This is a genomic window from Komagataeibacter oboediens (genome assembly GCF_003207815.1).
In the GTDB taxonomy this organism is placed as follows: domain Bacteria; phylum Pseudomonadota; class Alphaproteobacteria; order Acetobacterales; family Acetobacteraceae; genus Komagataeibacter; species Komagataeibacter oboediens.
The window spans coordinates 17,810-37,443 of record NZ_NKTX01000008.1 but is presented as its reverse complement, the minus strand read 5'-3'; the positions used below and the strand labels follow the sequence as shown (position 1 = coordinate 37,443).

Here is a 19,634-nt window from a genome sequence, read left to right as displayed (position 1 = left end):
TTTGCTGGCCTGTTACGACCCTACGGTTACGCGGGCGGGGTTGCTGGGGTGTTCGGGCCATGTCAGCACGCCATCCACCGGCTGCGGCTGCATGGTGATGCACTCATCAACGGGGCAGACATGCGCGCACAGGTTACAGCCCACGCATTCCTCATCAATCACTTCGTAATGCCGTTCCCCGTCCACCTTGCTGCGGGCGATGGCCTGGTGGGAGGTATCTTCGCACGCGATATGGCACAGGCCGCATTTGATGCAGGCGTCCTGGTCAATCTTCGCAATGGTCTTGAACTTCATGTTCAGCCGGTTCCACGGCACGAAGCGTTCGACCGCGCGCCCGGTCACGTCGGCAATGGTGGCGTATCCCTTCTGGTCCATCCATGCGGACAGGCCGTCGGTCATGTCCTCGACAATGCGGAAGCCGTAATGCATGGCCGCCGTGCAGACCTGCAGCGTGGTCGCCCCCATGGCCAGGAATTCGGCGGCATCCCGCCACGACCCGATCCCGCCGATACCTGAAATGGGCAGGCGCGCCAGTTCCGGGTCACGGGCGATGTCGCCAATCATGCGCAGCGCGATGGGCTTGACCGCCGGGCCGCAATAGCCGCCATGCGTGCCCTGGCCATCCACCACCGGCATGGGGGCCATGAGGTCGAGGTCAACACCAATGACCGACTGGACGGTATTGATCAGCGATACCGCATCCGCCCCGCCCCGCAGGGCCGCGCGCGCAGGCATGAGGATGTTGGTGATGTTGGGCGTCAGCTTGACGATCACGGGCATGCGGGTGTTCTGCTTGCACCACCGCGTGACCATTTCCACGTATTCGGGCACTTGCCCGACCGCAGCACCCATGTTGCGTTCGGACATGCCGTGCGGGCAGCCGAAATTGAGTTCGATCCCGTCAGCGCCCGTTTCCTCCACGATGGGCAGGATCGCCTTCCAGCTTTCCTCCACACAGGGCACCATCAGGCTGACCACGACCGCGCGGTCGGGATAGTCGCGCTTGACGGACTTGATTTCGGCAATGTTCGTGGCCAGCGGCCGGTCGGAAATCAGTTCGATGTTGTTCAGCCCGATCATGCGGGTGCCGTTATAGTCCAGCGAACCATAACGCGAGCTGACATTGACCACCGGCGGGTCTTCCCCCAGCGTTTTCCAGACCACGCCGCCCCAGCCCGCCTCAAACGCGCGGCGGACATTGTATTCCTTGTCCGTAGGCGGCGCGGAGGCAAGCCAGAACGGATTGGGCGAGCGGATGCCAACAAAATTCGTGCGTAGATCAGCCATATCCGGTTTCCTTACCTGCCTGCCGCCATGTAGGCCGCGTGAATTGCCTCTGCCGCGTCGCGCCCGTCGCGCACGGCGGCGACCGTCAGGTCCTCGCCCGGCGTGCAGTCGCCGCCCGCATAGACGCCCTGCATGGTGGTCTGGCCCGTTGCATCCACCATGATGCGCCCGCCGGAAATGGCAATGCTTTCCCCGTTCAGCGGGTCGGGCATGAAGGTCTGGCCCACGGCCTTGAGCACCATGTCCGCCGCCACCACGAACGTATCATCCGGGTCATATACAGGCCGCCCGTCCGGGCCGATGCGGCCGCGTGCGAACTCGATCCCGTCCAGCACGCCATCGCGCGCCACCAGACGGACCGGGGCGGCCCACAGCCGGACCGTGACGCCGTTGGTCTGCGCCCATTCGCGTTCCACCGGCGTGGCGGACATGTTTTCCGCGCCCCGGCGGTAGACAAGGGTCACATCCTCGGCACCCAGCCTGCGGGCCTGGACGGAGGCATCGACCGCGGTGTTGCCACCGCCGATCACCACCACCCGGCGGCCGACCGGCACGGTCTGGCGGTTGGCCGAACGCAGGCCCTCGATGAAGTCCACCGCGTTCATCACGCCGTCAAGGTCTTCCCCCTCGATCCCCAGCGAACGCACGCCCGCAAGGCCGACAGCCAGGAACACCGCGTCATATTCGCGGCGCAGGCTGGCCACCGTCATGTCGCGGCCCAGCACCTTTCCGCCCTCAAACGTGATCCCGCCGATGGACAGCAGGAAATCCACCTCGCGCTGGGCGAAGTCATCGGCCAGCTTGTAGGCGGCGACGCCATATTCGTTCAGCCCGCCCGCCAGCGCGTGGCGGTCATGGATCACCACGTCGTGCCCATGCATGGCCAGCCGGTGTGCGCAGGCAAGACCCGCAGGCCCCGCGCCGACAACGGCGATGCGCTGGCCCGTCGGGGCCGCGCGGGTGAAAGGCTGGCCGCCATGATCCATCTGCCAGTCGGTTGCGTGGCGCTGCAGCAGGCCGATGCGGATGGGCTGGCCTTCCTCACGCGTGTTGTGCACGCATTTCTGTTCGCACAGGATCTCGGTCGGGCAGACGCGCGCGCAGGATCCGCCAAGGATGTTGGATTCAAGGATGATTCTGGCCGAACCCGCCATGTTGTCCGTCGCAATGGCGCGGATGAAGCGCGGGATGTCGATGCCTGTGGGACAGGCCTCGATACACGGTGCGTCGTAACAGTAGAAGCAGCGGTCGGCCTCGACAACGGCCTGTGCGTGCGTCAGCGGGGGATGGGCATCGGAAAAATTAAGCGCAAGTTCGACATCGGTAAGACGTCCGGGCGCTATATCGGGACCTTGCGGCATGATCGCTCCAGCATCTGTGTGTTGGGATCAACCTTAGGGGCGTTCGGTAGCGCTCCGCAATGTTTTTTCTGACCATATGATCAGGTTTTTTCCGCAATCGTGTCCTGGTCGCGATTATCTCGTATAAAGAATGATATATGGCGGTGCATTTATTTGTATAAGTATGAAATGGTGCCCACGCACGCCTGTCCTGCCCATTGCGGTCCCGCGCGCGGGAATCCCGTCATGGAATGGATTGACGCGAAATGCCCGGCTTGAGAAGTTGGGGGGCACCATCAACCATTTTTTCCTTTTACGGTAATCCTGTCCTGCCCATGCCCCTGTCCAAGACATCACGTTCCCCCCGCAAAACGCGCGCCAGCGTGCCCCGCCAGAACAATACGCGCCAGATCCTGGACGCGGCGGAAAAGGTATTCGCGGCCCACGGGCTGTCGGGCACGCGGGTCAGCGATATTGCCGAGGCCAGCAACCTGCCCAAGGCCAATATCCACTATTATTTCCGTACCAAGGAAGACCTGTACCGCGCCACGTTGCAGCAGTTGCTGGAAGACTGGCTGGGCGATGCCAGCAAATGGCTGTCTGCCGACAGATCCCCGCGGGAGGGGCTGGAAGGCTTCATCCGCTCCAAGATGGCGTTTTCACGCCAGCGCCCCGAGGGGTCGCGCCTGTTCGCCCACGAAATCCTGTCAGGTGGCCGGTATGTTCACGGCTTTCTGGTCGATACCCTGCGCCGGCATGTCGAACACCGGCGCGAGGTCTTTGAAAAATGGCATGCGGCGGGCCTGATCGGGACGGTGGACCCGACGCATTTCCTGTTCTGCCTGTGGGCGATGACGCAGGCCTATGCCGATATGGGGGTGCAGATGGCTGCCGTGCTGGACAAGCCCCGCCTGACGGCGGTGGATTTTGAAGCAGGCTGCCGGACCATCATACAACTGGCCACGTCCATCCTGCCCGATCCCGTCGCCCCGCCGCCCGTGCAGGACACAATCAAGACCCGACCCGGACGCCGCCGTACCACGGTGCGCTCCGCCCGGTCCCGGCGCGCCGCCACCTGACATTTCTGTCCCGCTTCCGCGACGGGCGGCACGCATGGCCGGACGGTCAGTGCCCGCGTGCGCCAGGGCGTGACAGGGCCAGGTGGCTTGCGACCGCGCAGCCGAAGCCCACGAACCACGACAGGTTGCGCACCGGTGCGAATACGGGAACAAACACCAGCCCCAGCCCGCACAGGACCGAAAACAGCAGGCTGGCCATGGCCGTGAGGTTGACGCCGTTGCGGTACCAGTATGGCGCCTGCGGGCTGGCGGTATACAGGGCGGCGGTATCCGTGCGCGCCCTGTGCACGCCATAGTAATCCGCCAGCAGCACGCCCGTCAGCGGCCCGATGAACGTGCCCAGTATGTCCAGCGTCAGGTGAATCAGTTCGGGCCTAGCATACAGGTTCCATGGCGTGACCACCAGCGCGCCCACGGCCGCGATCAGTCCCCCCCTGCGCCAGCTTATGGCGTGCGGTGCGAGATTGGAGAAATCAAACGCGGCCGAGACGAAATTGGCCACGATATTGATCCCCGCCGTGGCGGTGACGAAGGTCAGCACCCCTATGGCCACGGCGGTCGGGCTGTCGATCTGGGCCACGGTTTCCACCGGGTCCAGGATCACGCGGCCAAAGACCGGGCGCGTCAGCACGATCGTCACCAGCGTCAGTACGGAAAAACCGAAGAAATTGACCGGCAGCCCCCAGAAATTGCCGCGCCGGATGTCACGCATGCTGACGCCGTACCGCGCAAAATCCCCGAAATTCAGCGCAATGGGCGAAAAATAGGCCACGATCAGCGCCATGGCGTTGACAATGCCCAGCAGCCGCCACCCCATGCCGTGGGGCGGCGCGTCAAATACATCCAGCGATATGTGGCCACCCGCCTTCCACAGCAGCCAGCCGTCCAGCGCGATCATGACGACATAGATCACCGGCCCGGCCCAGTCGATGAACCGGCGGATCGTTTCCATGCCGCGCCAGAAAACCGCCGCCTGAATGCCCCACAGCAGCAGGAATGCCCCCCACCCCAGCGTGGACAGGCCCAGCAGGCCATGCAGCCGCACGTCCGCCCATGGCGCCAGCGCGGGCCATTGCCGCAGCAGCAGGATCAGCACCGCGTTTGACGCAAGCCATGTCTGGATACCGTACCACCCCACCGCAATGACGCCGCGTACCAGCGCAGGCACCACGGCGCCGCGCACGCCAAAGGCCATGCGCGCCATGACCGGATAGGGCGCACCGGATTCAAAGCTGGGCCGTCCCGCCAGGTTACAGATCACCTGCACGATCATGATACCGGCGACAAGGGCGATGAACACGTCGCCCGCCGGCAGCCCGACAGCGAACAGGCTGCCCGCCGTCACGTATCCGCCCACGCTGTGCACGTTGGACATCCATAACGAGACGTAGTCGAACCATCCCCAGCTTCGGGCCCGCACGGGGGCAAGATCCTCGTTCACCAGGTGGCTGTCCATGCGATCGATACTGTCCGGCATGGGGATTCCTTTTTGGTCCGTCGCGGGAAGATATAATCTTGACCGCCAAGTCAGAATAACAATACGGTCCCGATATGGAATGACAACCCCGTTTCGAATGCGCAATACCAGAACAGGAGGAAGACGATCATGCTTCATGTCAGGGGCGGTACGATTGTCACAGCCGAACGGACGTTCAGGGCCGACATACTGTGCGGCGATGACGGGCGCATTGCCGCGATCGCGCCCGAAATCGACACGCCCGCCGGGTGCACGGTGATGGAGGCGGATGGCCTGCTGGTCATGCCCGGCGGCATCGACCCGCATACCCATATGGAAATGCCCTTCATGGGCACGGTCGCCAGCGAGGATTTCTATACCGGTACGGCAGCAGCACTGGCGGGGGGCACGACCAGCATCATCGATTTTGTCATTCCCGACGCCGGCACGTCACTGCTGGAGGCATGGAAGGCATGGCGGGTAAAGGCGGAAAAGGCGGCGTCCGACTATTCCTTTCACGTGGCGGTCACCCATTGGGACGATCAGGTTCATCGTGACATGGGAACGCTGGTGAATGAGTGCGGCGTCAATTCGTTCAAGCACTTCATGGCGTACAAGAATGCGCTGATGGTGGATGACGACGTACTGCTGCATTCCATCCGCCGTGCGGGGGAACTGGGCGCGCTGTGCACCGTCCATGCGGAAAATGGCGACGCCGTGGCCTACATGCAGGCACAGATGCTGGCGGAAGGCCGCACCGCCCCGGACGCGCATCCCGCATCCCGCCCGCCCATGGTGGAGGGCGAGGCAGCCCAGCGCGTGATCGCACTGGCCGGCCTGCTGGATGCGCCGGTTTATATCGTCCATGTCTCCACCGCCGAGGCGGCCCACGCCATTGCCGACGCCCGCATGCGCGGACAGCGCGTGTATGGCGAGGTCCTGCCGCAGCACCTGGTGTTTGACGACAGCGTGTATTCAGACCCCGACTGGCTGACCGCATCCCGCTATGTCATGAGCCCCCCCTTCCGCCCGAAACACCACCAGCATGCGCTGTGGGCGGGCCTGACATCGGGGCAGTTGCAGACCACCGCAACCGACCACTGCTGCTTCTGTGCGGGGCAGAAGGAAAAGGGCCGCACCAATTTCACCCATATCCCCAATGGTGTTCCCGGCATCGAGGACCGCATGAGCATCCTGTGGCACCATGGCGTGGCGACGGGGCGGCTGAGTGCGGAAGAATTCGTGGCAATCACCTCCACCAACACGGCGCGGATCTTCAACATGCTGCCGCGCAAGGGCTGCATTGCCGTGGGCGCGGATGCGGACCTGGTGCTGTGGGACCCGCAGGGCACACGCACCATTTCGGCGCGCACCCACCACCAGAATGTGGATTACAACATTTATGAAGGCATGACCGTAACCGGACTTGCCCGCCGCACCATAAGCGCGGGCCGACTGGTGTGGGACGATGGCGATCTGCGCGCGGCACGCGGCGCGGGCCGCTATGTCGAACGCCCTGCCCTGCCGCCGCGCTGATCAACCAGGCCGGGCGGCAGGGACATCCCGCCGCCCGTACCCGGCGCTAGAACCGCGACAGGCGTTCCACCACCAGGTCGTATACGCCCTCCACATCCACCTCGCGCATGAACACGGCATTGGGGGGGGCGGTACCGACGCCCCACCAGTCAACCACGCTCATGCCCATGGTCAGGGGGCTGCCCGTTTCAATCTGTACGTTGACCTGCCGCCCGCGATACAGTTCGGGCTTCAGCAGCCAGATAACCGTGTTGGGATCATGCAGGGGGCCGCCATCCGTGCCGTATTTCGTGGCCTCGAAGCGTTTTTCAAACCGCAGCCATGCCGCGACGACCGGGCCGATCCGGTTGGGAATGGCCGCAATGCGTTCCAGCCGGGCCGCGCTGGTATGCAGCTGATGCGTCACATCCAGCGGGAACACCACAATCGGCACACCGGAGGCGAACACCATTTCCGCTGCATGGGGATCGACATAGACATTGAATTCGGCGGCCGGGGTAATGTTCCCCACTTCGGAAAAGGCGCAGCCCATCATCACGATCCGGCCGATCCGTTCACGCAGGCGTGGCTCACGCGCCAGTGCAAGGGCGATATTGGTCAGCGGGCCAATGGTGCACAGCGTGATGGCGCCCGGCGGGTTGTCCATGACCGTGCGGATAATGAAATCCACCGCATGTCCCGGCGTTGCAGGCCGCCCGGGTGGCGGCAGGTCGACACCTTCAAACCCGGTGCGGCCATGCACGTGGGTTGCGGTCACGCCCGGGCGCAGCAGCGGGCGGTCGGCGCCGGCATGCACCGGAATGTCGGGGCGGCCTGCAAGGTCGAGGGTCTTGAGCGCGTTTTCGGTGGTCTGGGCCAGCGGCACGTTACCCGCGACCGTGGTGACGCCCAGCAGTTCGATCTCGGGACTGGCCAGCGCGAGCAGGATGGTCAGGGCATCGTCCTGCCCCGGGTCGGTGTCGATAATGATTTTCATGATGGCTCCATGGAAAAAATACGCGTCCCTGCATGTGGCATTCCGGCCAATGGGACCACGGCCCGGCGGAAAAGGCGATACAGGCAGGAACGGATTTATTATTATTCATCCATAACGAACAGGCAGGATCCTACATGACCACTCAGCCCAAGACGACCCGCGCGCCGCGTATCTATCTGGCGGGCGATACGGTTTTCCGACCCGCAGCCGCCGAACTGTTCCGCGCGATGAAGGATATCTGCACCGCCGCCGGGCTGGAAGGTGTCTGCCCCTTTGACGGGCAGGCCGAGGTGGACGCGCTGGCCCCCGGTGCGGAAACCAGCCTGCTGATCGCACGCCTTGACCGTGACCTGATGGACGGGTGCGACGCGGGCGTGTTCTGTCTGGACCCCTTCCGTCGTGCAGCCGACATGGACCCCGGCACCGCGGTCGAGATCGGGTACATGGCGGCACAGGGCAAGATGCTGGCGGGGTACACCGTGGACGGGCGGCCCTATCCGCGCAAGGTGGCGGAATACCGCAGCCGGGCATGGGGCGATGCGCTGCGTGAACGGCAGGGAACAGGCGGCAGCGGCGGCATGGAAGATGCCGATGGCCTGATCGTGCATTCCGAAGGCATGGTGCAGAACGCCATGACCGAAGGCTTCATCCGCCTGTCGGGCGGGACGGTCTGTGTTGATGCGGACCTGCTGACCGCCTTTGCCATGGCGATCGACAGCCTGCGCCAGCGCCTGCCGGGCTCGGCTGCACCACACAATAACTGATCAGGACAGGAAACGCACGACATGGACCTGACCCGCCGGGATATGACCCGCCTGCTTGGAACCGCATTTTTCCTGACACCCGCCGCAGCACGGGCGCGTGCCGGCACGACCACGGCATGGTGGAAGGATGTCGTGGCATACGAGATCTATCCCCGCTCCTTCTGCGATGGCAATGGCGACGGGATCGGGGATTTCGTGGGCATGGCCGAACGGGTGGACCATCTGGCCGATCTGGGCATCGGGGCGGTCTGGGTTGCTGCCTGCTTTGACTCCCCCAATGCCGATAACGGCTACGACGTGCGCGATTACCGCCGGATCATGCCAGATTTCGGCACCATGGCGGATTTCGACCGCTTCATGGCGCGGGCAAAGGCGCGCGGCATTCATGTCATACTGGACATGGTGTTCAACCATACCAGCGACGAGCATGAATGGTTTGTCAAAAGCCGCAGTTCACGCACCAGTCCGTACCGGGATTACTATATCTGGCGCGACGGACGGGATGGCGGGCCGCCCAATAACTGGAAGGCGGCCTTTGGCGCGGGATCGGCATGGCAGTTCGATGCGGCGACGGGGCAGTACTACCTGCATACCTTTGTCAGCAAGCAGCCTGACCTGAACTGGGAAAACCCGAAGGTCCGTGCCGAACTGTATGACATCCTGCGCTTCTGGGCCGCCAGGGGGGTCAGCGGTTTCCGTTTCGATGCGATCACCAGTCTGGCGAAGCCGCAGGCCATGGGGGATTTTACGCCCGGACAGCATGCAGGACAGGCATCCTTTGCCGAAGTGGGTCCACGGCTGGATGGCTACCTGCATGACATGTACACCCATGTCTTTGCCGGGACCGACCTGTATACCGTGGGCGAGGCATGGGGGGCGTCGCATGATGCGATCATCAACATGACCGATGACCGGCGGGGGGAAATCACCTCCGCCTTCCGCTTTGACCTGCAACTGAAGGATGCGGATGGCTGGCGCAAGCTGCCATGCAGGCTGGATGACATGCGCGCCTTCAATGCGGACAACGCCTTCAACGACAACCCGCATGTCTGGCCGCTGGTCTATCTGGAGGACCACGACTTTCCCCGTGCCGCCTCGCGCTATGGCTCCGGTGTGCCGGAATATGGCGCGCGGTCGGCCAAGCTGCTGGCCACGATGATGCTGTCGCTCAAGGGCACGCCCTATATCTATCAGGGGCAGGAAATCGGCATGACCAATTTTCCCTTCAGGCGGATCGAGGACTATAACGACGTGCAGGCCCATAATGGCTGGCGCAACGAGGTGCTGTCGGGCCACGTCCCGGCTGCGGAATTCCTGCGCAACCTGGCCCAGGTCAGCCGCGACAACGCCCGCACGCCCATGCAGTGGGATGACACACCCAATGCGGGCTTTACCACGGCAGACAGGCCGTGGTTTGCGGTCAACCCGAATTACCGGCAGGTCAATGTCCGGACGGAACGTGCGGACCCGGATTCCGTCCTGTCCTTCTACCGCGCCATGATCCGCCTGCGCCGGGCATGGCGTTGCCTGTCAGCCGGGCGGTATGGGGATGTCTCGCCCCCTGGCAGTCAGGTCTATGCCTATACCCGCCGTGATGGCGGGACGGCAGCGGTGGTCGTGCTGAATTTTTCCGACAGCGCGGCATCCTTCACCCTGCCCGCGGGGCTGCGTGCCACGCGGTGCCTGATCGGCAACATGACGCCCCCGGCCCCGGTAACGGACGGCATCATAGCGCTGCGCCCGTGGGAAAGCGTGATCTACCAGCTGGCCTGAACCGGACAGCGGCCATGCCCGCGCAGGGCAGGTGACGTATGTATCCAGCCCATGTTCCGGGGAAGATGGCACCAGCGCTCTGCCCCGGTCGTCCCGGCGGGGATATGTGGCCCCCGTCACCTGCCTGCGGGCGGCCGGGGGCAAACCGGTCCCTGACGGGTTGCGGGGTGGCGGTTTCCTGCACCGGGCGCGCCTGCACGGCTGTCCGGCGGGCTGTCCGCTATTCATCCGCCGGCGTGGCAGGCTGCATGTCGTAGGCGGTCTGGACCATTGCGAAGCGCCTGCCCAGGTTCTCGCTGGATTTTCTGGTCCATGCAGCATCCATCTGCTGGCGCTGCATGGCGGCATTCTGTTTCGGTTCAACATTGCGGTAGCTGTCGATCGTGCCTTCGATCACGCCAATCGTCGTCTCGACCACGGGTTCGATATCGAACTGTTTGTATGGATAGGCGATCCGTTCATAATCAAACAGCGTATCCTCCCGTTCGGTGGGCCAGTTTTTCCATGAATCGAAAATCCGGTCATTGAACCCCGTCAGGAACGGGCCGGGGTTGATGGTGGCCACCGCCACGCTGAATTCCTGCAGTTCCTTGCCCAGTGCTTCGGCAATGGCCTCGATGGCGTGTTTGGATGCGGAATAGGCCCCGGTAAACGGGTCCGAGGTCAGTCCCGCGCAGGAGGACATGAAAACGATTTTCCCCGCCCGGCGCGCTACCATGCGTCTGGCGATGGCCTGTGTCAGCATTACCGGGCCGGTCACGTTGACCTCGAACTGCCGGCGTAACGCCGCTTCGGGTATGTCCACCATGGACCCGCCTTCGCCAATGCCCGCGTTATTGAGCAGAACGTCAACATCCACTTCGCTGAAGCGGTCACGGTCCGCCGCATTGGTCACATCCAGTTTTTCAACCTGCAGGTGCACGCCGCGCCGTTCGGCTTCGGCATGCAGGGCGAATATCTGCGAGGGGATCTGCACGCCTGCAATGACCGTCCACTGGCGTGCCGCCAGCCGCAGGGCAATTTCCCGGCCAAAACCCGATCCGGCGCCGGTAATGAGGACTGTCCTGTTCATGGTGGTGTCTCCGCTTCATGCATGGGTCCGGGGGGCGCCATGGCGGCCCGTCCTGCCTGTCCGGCAGGCCGTGTCCCCGCCTGGTGGCGACGTGGGCCGCGATGGCGTGTTCATGAAGGGTAATGATCCATGGCGCGGATAGTTTGATAAAAAACGGAATTTCCGGGTGAGCAGTCCCGCGGTCTCCTGCCCCGCCGGGTGCGTCGTGGCAGGACCGCATGCTGCGGGCCGGCTGCCGGGGGATATATTTCCCCGGCAGGCAGTCGTGTTGCGGGTGGTCAGGACTGGCCCTGATCGGGCTTTCTGGTCATGGCGGGCATGAGCAGGCGGGGCTGCCGGGCCCATGCTTCCAGGTCGGTGGCCGACATGGGGCGGGCAAACAGATAGCCCTGCAGCACATCGCAGTGCAGGCTTTCCAGCAGGTCGTACTGCGCTTCCGTTTCCACCCCTTCGGTCACGACCGTCATGCCCAGCCGGTTGCCGATCCCGATGACGGCGGTGGTGACGGCCTGCGCATTCGCGTCGTGTTCAAGGTTCATGATGAAGCTGCGGTCGATCTTGATTTCCGTCAGCGGCAGGCGGGTCAGGCGCGACAGGCTGGAAAATCCGGTGCCGAAGTCATCCATGGACAGGCCCACCCCCAGCTTGCGGATGGCGGCGAGGACATTCATCGTCTCCTCGCTTTCCTCCATCATCACGCTTTCGGTAATTTCAACCGTCAGTCGTTCAGGCGCCAGCCCGTATTTGTCCAGCAGCGCGGCAATCATGGGCACAAGGCCGCGGTTGTGGAAATGCGCCGCCGACAGGTTGACCGATACAACGGGTATGTGCACGCCATCGCGTTCCCATGCCACGATCTGACGGCAGGCTTCCTCCAGCGACCACCGGCCGATCGCCTCGATCTGTCCCGTCTCCTCCGCCACGGCAATGAAGCGGGAGGGAAAGATGTTGCCCAGCGTGGGATGGTTCCACCGCGCCAGGGCCTCCACGCCATATATCTGCCCCGTCCGGGCTTCGATCTGGGGCTGGTAATGCAGGTTCAGCAGCCCCTTGGACAGGGAATCCCGCAACGCGCTGCCCAGAACCAGCCGGTCCTGTGCATCCTTGCTGTCGATCGTGCTGACCAGCCGGTAGCTGCCACGCGCCTCCTTCTTGGCCTGGCGCATGGCCACTTCGGCATGGCTGATCAGGGATTCACCATCCGGCCCGTTTTCGGGAAAGGTTGCGATGCCCGTGCTGAAGGATGCGGAAAGCTGGTTGCCCGCGACATCCAGCGGGCGCTGCATGGCGTTGATGATCGTCTTGGTGAAATCGACCGCCATGTCCGCCGTGGCGTTGGGAATGACAATGACAAAGTCATCCCCGCCCGAGCGGCTGAGGACATAGTTGCTGCGACACAGCTTTTTCAGCCGTTCGGCAATGACCTTCAGGAACGTGTCCCCCTGCACATGTCCCAGCGCGTCGTTGATGTCGCGGAAGCGGTCAAGGTCCAGCAGCAGCACGGCGAAGTGGTTGTCGCCCGGCTGGCTGATCATGTTCCGCAGCACCTTGTGCAGCGAAGTGCGGTTGAGGAAGCCGGTCAGCGGATCGTAATTCGCCAGTTGCGAAATATGCTGCCGGGCCTCGTACTGTTCGATCACGACACCGCAGAACGGCACGGCGCCCGACACGATTTTCCGTGGCCATTCCGCGACCTTGTGCTGGTTGCGCGAATACAGTGCCAGAATACCCGATATCTTTCCGTTCGGCGCCCTGATGGCCGAAGCCCAGCAGTCATGCAGCCCGAGCGAGATCCCCAGCGAGCGATAGCTTTCCCATACCACCGAACTGGCTTCATCCAGATCATTGGCAAGTGCTGTGATGTCGGCTTCCGTCAGCGTCATGTGTTCCAGCGCCGTTGCAAACCGGCGCGGCAGCCCCGACCCGGACAGGATCTGCAGCGTATGGTCCGATGTCAGCAGCATGAGCACGGCCACCGAATTGGGCACGAACTCCTCCACTCCCTGGCACACCAGGTCGGCAACGTCCTGTATCAGCATGTCACCCGAAAGGGATCGGAAGACCGTGTTCTGCAGGTCCAGCAGTTTCCGGCGGTGGCTTTCTTCCGTGACCCCCTTCATGAAGGCCATGTAGTAGCGTTTCTTGTCCGGCCCGATCAGCGCGGTTGAAATGGACATCTCGGCCGAAACGTAATCGCCGCTTTTGCTTTCGAACGTGATCTCGCGCGATGTGCCGACAATGCGGTTGATGCCCGTTTCACGGTTATGCGCGATGAAGCCGTCATGCTGGCTGCGGTATTCCGTCGGCACCAGGCATTTGACATTGCGGCCCATGACCTCGTCTGCCGTATATTCCCACAGTTTTTCCGCCGCGTGGTTGAAAAAGACGATGCAGTTCCTGTCATCAATGATGATGACGCCATCACGCGCCTGTTCCAGCATGTCCATACAGATGCCGGAATTGACATTCTCTTCTGTTACGGGGAAAACTTCCTTACCCATCTCCGCACCTTTTTATTATGACTGTATGAATCTGTTCAGTTTTTATATTTTATGTTGCTGTTCCTGCCGGTCACGGACCCAGCGCGCCAGTTCGGCGGCGGCCAGTGGCCGGGAAAACAGGTAGCCCTGCATCACGTCGCACTGCAGGTTTTCCAGCAGCGCCTTCTGGGCTTCGGTTTCGACCCCTTCGGTCACCACTGTCATGCCCAGCATGCAGCCCATGCCAACCACCGCCGTTGTCAGCGCCTGTGCATTGGCATTGTGTTCAAGGTTCATGATGAAGCTGTGGTCGATCTTGATTTCGCTTAGCGGCAGGCGCGCCAGCCGTGACAGGCTGGAAAAGCCGGTGCCGAAATCATCAATGGACAGGCCGACCCCAAGCGTGCGAATGGCGCGCAGGACCGCCATTGTGTCCTCGTTTTCATCCATCATGACGCTTTCGGTAATTTCCAGCGTCAGGCGCTGCGGCCCGAGGTCGTGGGCGTCCAGCATCCGGGAAATGGTTTCGGGCAGGCTGCGTTCACGGAACTGCCCGGCGGACAGGTTGACCGCAACGGTCGGCACATGAACCCCGTCGCGTTCCCATGCCACGATCTGGCGGCAGGCTTCCTCCAGCGACCATGTGCCGATGATTTCGGCCTGACCGGTCTCTTCCACCACCGCCATGAAGCGCGACGGAAAGATATTGCCCAGAAGCGGGTGGTGCCACCGTGCCAGTGCCTCCACGCCATAAAGCTGTCCCGACCGCGCGCGGACCTGTGGCTGGTAATGCAGGTGCAGTAGCCCGCGCGCCAGCGTTTCACGCAGCGCCGGCCCCGCCAGCAGCCGCCCCCGCGCCGTGCCATGCCCGGCGGGCGTTGCAATGCGGCAGGTGCCGCGCGCGATTTCCTTGGCCTGCCGCATGGCGGTTTCCGCCAGCCCGATCAGGGTTTCACTGTCCGGCCCGGTATCGGGGAACATGCTGATCCCCACGCTCAGCGACGGCGTGATGTGATTGCCGCTGACGTTGACGGGCTGCGCCAGTCCGTCCAGCAGGGTGTGAACACGGCGCATCGCTTCGTCCTGACGGGTTTCGGGCAGGACGATGATGAACTCATCGGCGCTGGAACGGCACAGGACATGGTCGTGGCGCGTGAGCGCGCGCATGCGGGTGGCCAGTGTTTTGAGCAGCACATCGCCGTTGGCGTGCCCGAGGGCTTCATTGATGTCACGGAACCGGTCAACATTGAGGACCAGCACGGCAAACTGGTGGTCCCCCGGCTGTCCCACCAGTTTGTCAAGGACATCCTGCACTGCGGAACGGTTGAGGAAACCGGTCAGCGGATCGTAACTGGCCAGTTGCGCGATATGCTGGCGCGCTTCGTACTGTTCGATCACCACGCCGCAGAACGGCACGCACCCGCTGACAACCGTTTCCGCCCAGTCAGATACCGGGCCGGGATTGCGGAAGAACAGGGCGAAGATGCCCGTCACCTTCCCCGCAGGTGACACGGTGGCCGTGGCGCGGCAGTGATGCAGCCCGAGCGAGAGGGCCAGCGAGTAATAGCTTTCCCATACCATCGCCCCCGCACGGGACGGGTCACGGACAAGGATCGCGCGGTCGGCGTCCGACAGCGTGACGTTTTCAAGGGCGGCGGCATACCGGCGCGGGAACCCTGCACCCGACAGGATGCGCAGACGTCCGTCCGGGTCCACCAGCATCAGCACGGCGGCGGTGTCGGGTACGAATGTTTCCGTCTCGCGGCAGATCAGGTCAGCCACATCCTGGATCGTCATGTCGGTTGAAAGGGCGCGGAATACCGTGTTCTGCAGGCCCTGCAGGTTCCGGCGGCGGCCATCGCCGGTCATGTCCTTGATGGTGGCCATGTAATATTTCCGGTTGTCAGGCCGCAGCGTGACCATGGACAGGGCGAGTTCGCCCGCCACGTACTCCCCTGCCCTGTTTTCAAACCGGATTTCGCGCGATGTGCCGATAATGGTGTTGACGCCGGTACTGCGGTTGCGATCGATGAAGGCATCATGGTCGGCACGCATGCCCGCAGGCAGCAGCATGCTGACATTCTGCCCGATCACATCGGACTGCGTATATCCCCACAGGTTTTCGGCCGCGGCGTTGAAGAAGACGATCCTGTTGCGTTCGTCAATCACCACAATGGCGTCCGCCGCGCCATGCATGACCTGCAGCGCATTTGTTCCGGATAAAGAATGATGGGGGCGAAGGAAAAGCGGCGTGTTCTGGTTCATGTCCATCAACAGTATTCAGGAATTTCTATTTTTTCACGACAATGCAGATTTCGTGCGTTTCGCCGGCCGTATAGTGCCGGATGTACAGCGGCGCGCCGCCGTGCTGTCCGGGTATGGCCTCGCTGCATTCATCGGGCAGGCCACAGACATTTCCCAGAAACCGGACTACGGCCCATGCATTGCAGTCCAGTTCGTTCGAGGCACCACTGAGCAGCCCGATCAGGGTGATATCCGTTTCGGCGTCATAGGTGACGCTCAGGCTGGCGACATCGCGAAACGTGATGGAGACGGCGCCCGGGGCGTCCTCCTCCAGCGTGACATCAACCAGCAGCAGGCCGGAATCCGGTAATTTCGGGCCAAAAATCAGATGGCCCCCGCCTGCCGTGACCGCAATGCGCACCCACAGGATATGAAGCGTGCCGGAACTTTCAAATTCCATCGTGCCGCCACGCAGCACATAGTCGCGCTGGCAGCTGCTGGCGATATCGCTCAGTGATGCACGCAGCCATGTATCCGCCCCGACCATCGGGCGTTCGGATGCATGGTGATGGGTGTGAAACGCCGACGCATTCCGTGCGACCTCCACCAGGGCATGCCGCAAGACAAAAAAACCACCGCGAATTCCCTGATCCGTATCCCGACTGGTCAGGACTCGACGTTCATCGTCCGTTCGGCGTCCCATCAATTATGTTATCCTGATTTCTCAAAAGTCTTAATGTTTCGATAATTTTGGGCTTATACATATATTGCAACAATAATGCAACTTATTTTGACCCTCGGGAATAAATGCTTTTTTAATTGAATACTGGGAATTTATTCCTTAGCTCTGCATCCTGCCATGAGAAGAAAATGCGAACGTCTTGTGACATCGCCGCGATGTCTGTTCAGTTGTTCGATTCTTGACTACATATGTAATTGAAATTTAATTGTGATCTGAAGATAAGATGCTGATCGGTTATGCGCGTGCAGGTACGGACGAGTGCACACTTGAGGAGCAAGTGTGGCATTTGCATGACGAAGGCTGCGAAACCATTTATGAAGACCCCCTGCCGGAGGAAGAAAAGGAACGCCCCGGGCTGACACGCCTTCTGCAGGTCGCCCGTACGGGCGACATCGTTATCGTCTATCGCCTTGACCGTCTTGCCCGTTCGACACAGCACCTGCTGGAGATCGCGGAAAGCCTGCGGCAGAAGGGTGCGGGCCTACGCTCCATCCGTGAACCATGGGCGGATACGACATCACCCGAAGGCCGTATTGTCATGACGGTATTTGCAGGCATCGCCGATTTTGAACGCGCGCTGATCCGCGAACGCACGACGGCAGGCCGCATGCAGGCCCGCCAGCGTGGCATCCATATGGGCCGCCCGTCCAAGCTGAGCCCGGCGGATAATGCGGAAATATACAAAATGGCAACGCAGGACGGCCTGCCGATTGCGGACATTGCCGAACAGTTCAGCGTACACAAGGCGACCATCTACCGCATCATTTCAAAGTTCCGTAGTGAAAATGGCTGAGCCTGTCGTCATATACTGCGTGTAACCAGACGTTTCTGGTGATGGTTTTTATGAAAACATATTTCGGTAACGCTGCCTTTATTTAAAATAGGCAGCGCCCATGAAATTTTATTTCCGTAACTGATTCATTTCAGAATGATCACTGAAGATTTTTTTGAAGACACCATTCATGAAGAACAGAAAAAAGGTTTTTGGGTGTCGCCTTTTTTCAAACAGGCGATGTCTTTCAAAGCTTCCCGAAAAAAGCTTTGCCAGACAGCATTTTTAAGAAAGATACAGGAACAGTTTCCGCACGCTGTCTTTTGCGAAAAGACAGCGTTTCCCTGATGCCGTTCATGGCCACGGACCGCATGAGCCAGATGCGCCCGTCACTGAGGCGGGCGGGCGCATCCGGACACGGCAGGCGGACTGTGCTGCGGTAGCAGCGGTTACAGTCCGCGCGGTCAGGGAATATAGCGTTCGGCGCGCAGGCGGTCGAACAGGTCGAAGAAGGAATCAGGCGTGTAGCGGTAGCCGGTGAAGCCGAGTTTGCGGCTCAGACTCATGTCGGTCACGCATTCGACGGGGCGGCCCAGGTCGGCATCCGTGTGCCATGGCGATGCCAGACGGTGCAGCACTTCTTCCCGCAGGCCGTGCCGGCGGGCGATGTCCGCCCATTGTCCGCCCCTGTCCGCCAGCATGTGTTCCAGTGACGTCGCGTGACCGGGATAGGGGGCGGCGTCAATGCCGAACCAGGCGGCCAGTTCGCCCCACAGCCATTTCCAGCGGAACACGTCGCCATTGACCACATTGAACGCCCGGTTGTGCCCGGCGGGGCCGCTGGCCGCCCACAGGATCTGGCTGGCAAGCTGCCGGGCGTCGGTCACGTCCGTCAGGCCGTTCCACTGCACGGGCGATCCGGGGAAAACGAAGGGCAGCCCCGTCTCGCGGCACAGCGTGGCATAGGCCGCCAGTGTCGTACCCATGTTCATGAGGTTGCCGATCGCATACCCGATGACCGTGTGCGGGCGATGAACCGTCCATGGAATACCCAGCCGGTCTGCAACCTCGAACAGGACATCTTCCTGACTGTAATAGAAATTTTCCACCGCCAGCCGCGGCATGCTCTCACGGAACGGCGTCTGTGGCGGCGCACCCTGCGCATAGGCCTCGAACGGGCCAAGGTAGTGTTTCAGCCCGGTCACCAGACTGGCATGCACCAGCGCGTGCGGGCGTGGCAGGGCGGCAAACACGTTGCGCAGCATCGCACTGTTGGCAATGCAGTTTTCACGTTCGCTATCTCGGCGTGTCCATGTGGTGAAAAATACATGCGTCGGCACGATACCGGCCAGCGCCGTGCGCAGGGATTCCGGGTCCAGCGCGTCGGCCGCGACGGGTATTATTGTGCCGGGCAGGTTTTCGGTCCGCCGCGCCAGGCCGTAAACGCCCCAGCCCTCCGCGACCAGCCGGTTGGCAAGGTTCTGGCCGACAATACCTGTCGCACCGATGACAAGCGCCCTGTGGGACATCTTTTCCTCCATGAATGACGTGGGTTTCACACGCTGTCGGGTAACGCCATAAAAGACAATCCGGCACCTTTTCGTGCCCTGGTTACCTGAACGTTCCCGTGAGGCCGCCCATGGATATCGCCCCCCTGCCCGACGCCTACCGCCATGCGCCATTCGCGCAGGACTGTGCCCCGCGCCGCCTGCTGCGGCTGTTTTCGGGCAAATGGACCACCATGATCGTGCATACGCTGCACCTGTGTGGCGGTGCCTCGCGCCCCGGCCAGCTTCAGCGCGCCCTGCCCGGCCTGTCGAAAAAGATGATGACCCAGACCCTGCGCGACCTGGAACGGATGGGACTGGTGGACCGCAAGATCATGCAGGTCATGCCGCCCGTGGTCGAATACCGGCTGACGGCGCTGGGACAGCGCTTTGTCGAACCGCTGGAAATGCTCTACCGCTGGGGCGCGCAGCATGCGGCGCTGCTGGATCAGGTTGACCGCAACATCGCCGCCGCATCCGCGCGCGACGCGTCATGATGGCGCGCTGTCCCGAACGCTTCAGGGGAATGCCGCCCATGTGAGCATGGGCGGCACGCACGGCAGGCT

16 protein-coding genes are annotated in these 19,634 nt (G+C 62.3%); 7 read left to right on the top strand and 9 right to left on the bottom strand.

The annotated features are described in order from the left end of the window. Positions 1–12 precede the first annotated feature (12 nt). Together preA and CFR80_RS06195 are read right to left on the bottom strand one after the other, a co-directional pair. Positions 13–1,287: an NAD-dependent dihydropyrimidine dehydrogenase subunit PreA gene (gene preA, locus CFR80_RS06200; RefSeq protein ID WP_010514459.1), complete on the bottom strand. Its 1,275-nt coding sequence runs from the start codon at positions 1,285–1,287 to the stop codon at positions 13–15. A gap of 11 nt (positions 1,288–1,298) precedes the next feature. After that, positions 1,299–2,648: an NAD(P)-dependent oxidoreductase gene (locus CFR80_RS06195; RefSeq protein ID WP_010514458.1), complete on the bottom strand. Its 1,350-nt coding sequence runs from the start codon at positions 2,646–2,648 to the stop codon at positions 1,299–1,301. Between the two features lie 314 nt (positions 2,649–2,962). Here CFR80_RS06195 and CFR80_RS06190 point away from each other — a divergent pair, with 314 nt between their 5' ends. Next, the gene (locus CFR80_RS06190; protein ID WP_010514457.1) at positions 2,963–3,706 is read left to right on the top strand and encodes a TetR/AcrR family transcriptional regulator; all 744 of its coding nucleotides are present in this window, start codon (positions 2,963–2,965) and stop codon (positions 3,704–3,706) included. 46 nt (positions 3,707–3,752) lie between these two features. On the opposite strand, the gene CFR80_RS06185 is transcribed toward CFR80_RS06190, so the two are convergent. Continuing rightward, entirely contained in the window at positions 3,753–5,183 is a 1,431-nt protein-coding gene (locus tag CFR80_RS06185; protein ID WP_010514456.1) for an NCS1 family nucleobase:cation symporter-1, read from the bottom strand. Between the two features lie 129 nt (positions 5,184–5,312). Between CFR80_RS06185 and hydA the strand changes: the two genes are divergently transcribed. Next, positions 5,313–6,698, top strand: coding sequence for a dihydropyrimidinase (gene hydA, locus CFR80_RS06180; protein ID WP_110507171.1), 1,386 nt, complete (start codon positions 5,313–5,315; stop codon positions 6,696–6,698). A gap of 46 nt (positions 6,699–6,744) precedes the next feature. Here hydA and CFR80_RS06175 read toward each other — a convergent pair whose 3' ends face one another. Then, positions 6,745–7,674, bottom strand: coding sequence for a nucleoside hydrolase (locus CFR80_RS06175; protein WP_010514454.1), 930 nt, complete (start codon positions 7,672–7,674; stop codon positions 6,745–6,747). Between the two features lie 134 nt (positions 7,675–7,808). Between CFR80_RS06175 and CFR80_RS06170 the strand changes: the two genes are divergently transcribed. Together CFR80_RS06170 and CFR80_RS06165 are read left to right on the top strand one after the other, a co-directional pair. Next, on the top strand, positions 7,809–8,438 hold the full coding sequence (locus tag CFR80_RS06170) for a nucleoside 2-deoxyribosyltransferase (RefSeq protein WP_029329478.1): 630 nt from the start codon (positions 7,809–7,811) through the stop codon (positions 8,436–8,438). 21 nt (positions 8,439–8,459) lie between these two features. Then, entirely contained in the window at positions 8,460–10,211 is a 1,752-nt protein-coding gene (locus tag CFR80_RS06165; RefSeq protein WP_010514452.1) for a glycoside hydrolase family 13 protein, read from the top strand. Positions 10,212–10,431: 220 nt separating this feature from the next. Here the strand turns inward: CFR80_RS06165 and CFR80_RS06160 are convergent, their stop codons facing one another. The 4 genes from CFR80_RS06160 to CFR80_RS06145 form a co-directional block, all read right to left on the bottom strand. Beyond that, positions 10,432–11,283, bottom strand: a complete 852-nt coding sequence (locus tag CFR80_RS06160; protein WP_010514451.1) for an SDR family oxidoreductase — start codon at positions 11,281–11,283, stop codon at positions 10,432–10,434. Between the two features lie 278 nt (positions 11,284–11,561). Further along, positions 11,562–13,784 carry an EAL domain-containing protein gene (locus CFR80_RS06155; RefSeq protein WP_010514449.1) on the bottom strand — a complete coding sequence of 741 codons (2,223 nt, stop codon included), beginning with the start codon at positions 13,782–13,784 and terminating at the stop codon, positions 11,562–11,564. A gap of 42 nt (positions 13,785–13,826) precedes the next feature. Further along, positions 13,827–16,028, bottom strand: coding sequence for an EAL domain-containing protein (locus CFR80_RS06150; protein WP_258367740.1), 2,202 nt, complete (start codon positions 16,026–16,028; stop codon positions 13,827–13,829). Between the two features lie 25 nt (positions 16,029–16,053). Next, positions 16,054–16,710 carry a hypothetical protein gene (locus tag CFR80_RS06145; protein WP_010514447.1) on the bottom strand — a complete coding sequence of 219 codons (657 nt, stop codon included), beginning with the start codon at positions 16,708–16,710 and terminating at the stop codon, positions 16,054–16,056. 262 nt (positions 16,711–16,972) lie between these two features. Between CFR80_RS06145 and CFR80_RS06140 the strand changes: the two genes are divergently transcribed. Next, on the top strand, positions 16,973–17,542 hold the full coding sequence (locus CFR80_RS06140) for a recombinase family protein (protein ID WP_010514446.1): 570 nt from the start codon (positions 16,973–16,975) through the stop codon (positions 17,540–17,542). Positions 17,543–17,677: 135 nt separating this feature from the next. Beyond that, entirely contained in the window at positions 17,678–17,869 is a 192-nt protein-coding gene (locus CFR80_RS06135) for a hypothetical protein (RefSeq protein ID WP_029329477.1), read from the top strand. Between the two features lie 116 nt (positions 17,870–17,985). Here the strand turns inward: CFR80_RS06135 and CFR80_RS06130 are convergent, their stop codons facing one another. Further along, complete coding sequence (locus CFR80_RS06130) at positions 17,986–19,050, bottom strand: SDR family oxidoreductase (protein ID WP_029329476.1); 1,065 nt, start codon at positions 19,048–19,050, stop codon at positions 17,986–17,988. 110 nt (positions 19,051–19,160) lie between these two features. Between CFR80_RS06130 and CFR80_RS06125 the strand changes: the two genes are divergently transcribed. Then, complete coding sequence (locus CFR80_RS06125; RefSeq protein ID WP_010514442.1) at positions 19,161–19,565, top strand: winged helix-turn-helix transcriptional regulator; 405 nt, start codon at positions 19,161–19,163, stop codon at positions 19,563–19,565. Positions 19,566–19,634: the final 69 nt, after the last annotated feature.

Coding starts and splice junctions, on each gene's coding strand:
- CFR80_RS06185 (WP_010514456.1), bottom strand. CDS start 5,183: ATGCCGGACAGTATCGATCGCATGGACAGCCACCTGGTGAACGAGGAT.
- CFR80_RS06195 (WP_010514458.1), bottom strand. CDS start 2,648: ATGCCGCAAGGTCCCGATATAGCGCCCGGACGTCTTACCGATGTCGAA.
- preA (WP_010514459.1), bottom strand. CDS start 1,287: ATGGCTGATCTACGCACGAATTTTGTTGGCATCCGCTCGCCCAATCCG.
- CFR80_RS06155 (WP_010514449.1), bottom strand. CDS start 13,784: ATGGGTAAGGAAGTTTTCCCCGTAACAGAAGAGAATGTCAATTCCGGC.
- CFR80_RS06175 (WP_010514454.1), bottom strand. CDS start 7,674: ATGAAAATCATTATCGACACCGACCCGGGGCAGGACGATGCCCTGACC.
- CFR80_RS06135 (WP_029329477.1), top strand. CDS start 17,678: ATGATCACTGAAGATTTTTTTGAAGACACCATTCATGAAGAACAGAAA.
- CFR80_RS06150 (WP_258367740.1), bottom strand. CDS start 16,028: ATGAACCAGAACACGCCGCTTTTCCTTCGCCCCCATCATTCTTTATCC.
- CFR80_RS06125 (WP_010514442.1), top strand. CDS start 19,161: ATGGATATCGCCCCCCTGCCCGACGCCTACCGCCATGCGCCATTCGCG.
- CFR80_RS06160 (WP_010514451.1), bottom strand. CDS start 11,283: ATGAACAGGACAGTCCTCATTACCGGCGCCGGATCGGGTTTTGGCCGG.
- hydA (WP_110507171.1), top strand. CDS start 5,313: ATGCTTCATGTCAGGGGCGGTACGATTGTCACAGCCGAACGGACGTTC.
- CFR80_RS06165 (WP_010514452.1), top strand. CDS start 8,460: ATGGACCTGACCCGCCGGGATATGACCCGCCTGCTTGGAACCGCATTT.
- CFR80_RS06145 (WP_010514447.1), bottom strand. CDS start 16,710: ATGGGACGCCGAACGGACGATGAACGTCGAGTCCTGACCAGTCGGGAT.
- CFR80_RS06170 (WP_029329478.1), top strand. CDS start 7,809: ATGACCACTCAGCCCAAGACGACCCGCGCGCCGCGTATCTATCTGGCG.
- CFR80_RS06130 (WP_029329476.1), bottom strand. CDS start 19,050: ATGTCCCACAGGGCGCTTGTCATCGGTGCGACAGGTATTGTCGGCCAG.
- CFR80_RS06140 (WP_010514446.1), top strand. CDS start 16,973: ATGCTGATCGGTTATGCGCGTGCAGGTACGGACGAGTGCACACTTGAG.
- CFR80_RS06190 (WP_010514457.1), top strand. CDS start 2,963: ATGCCCCTGTCCAAGACATCACGTTCCCCCCGCAAAACGCGCGCCAGC.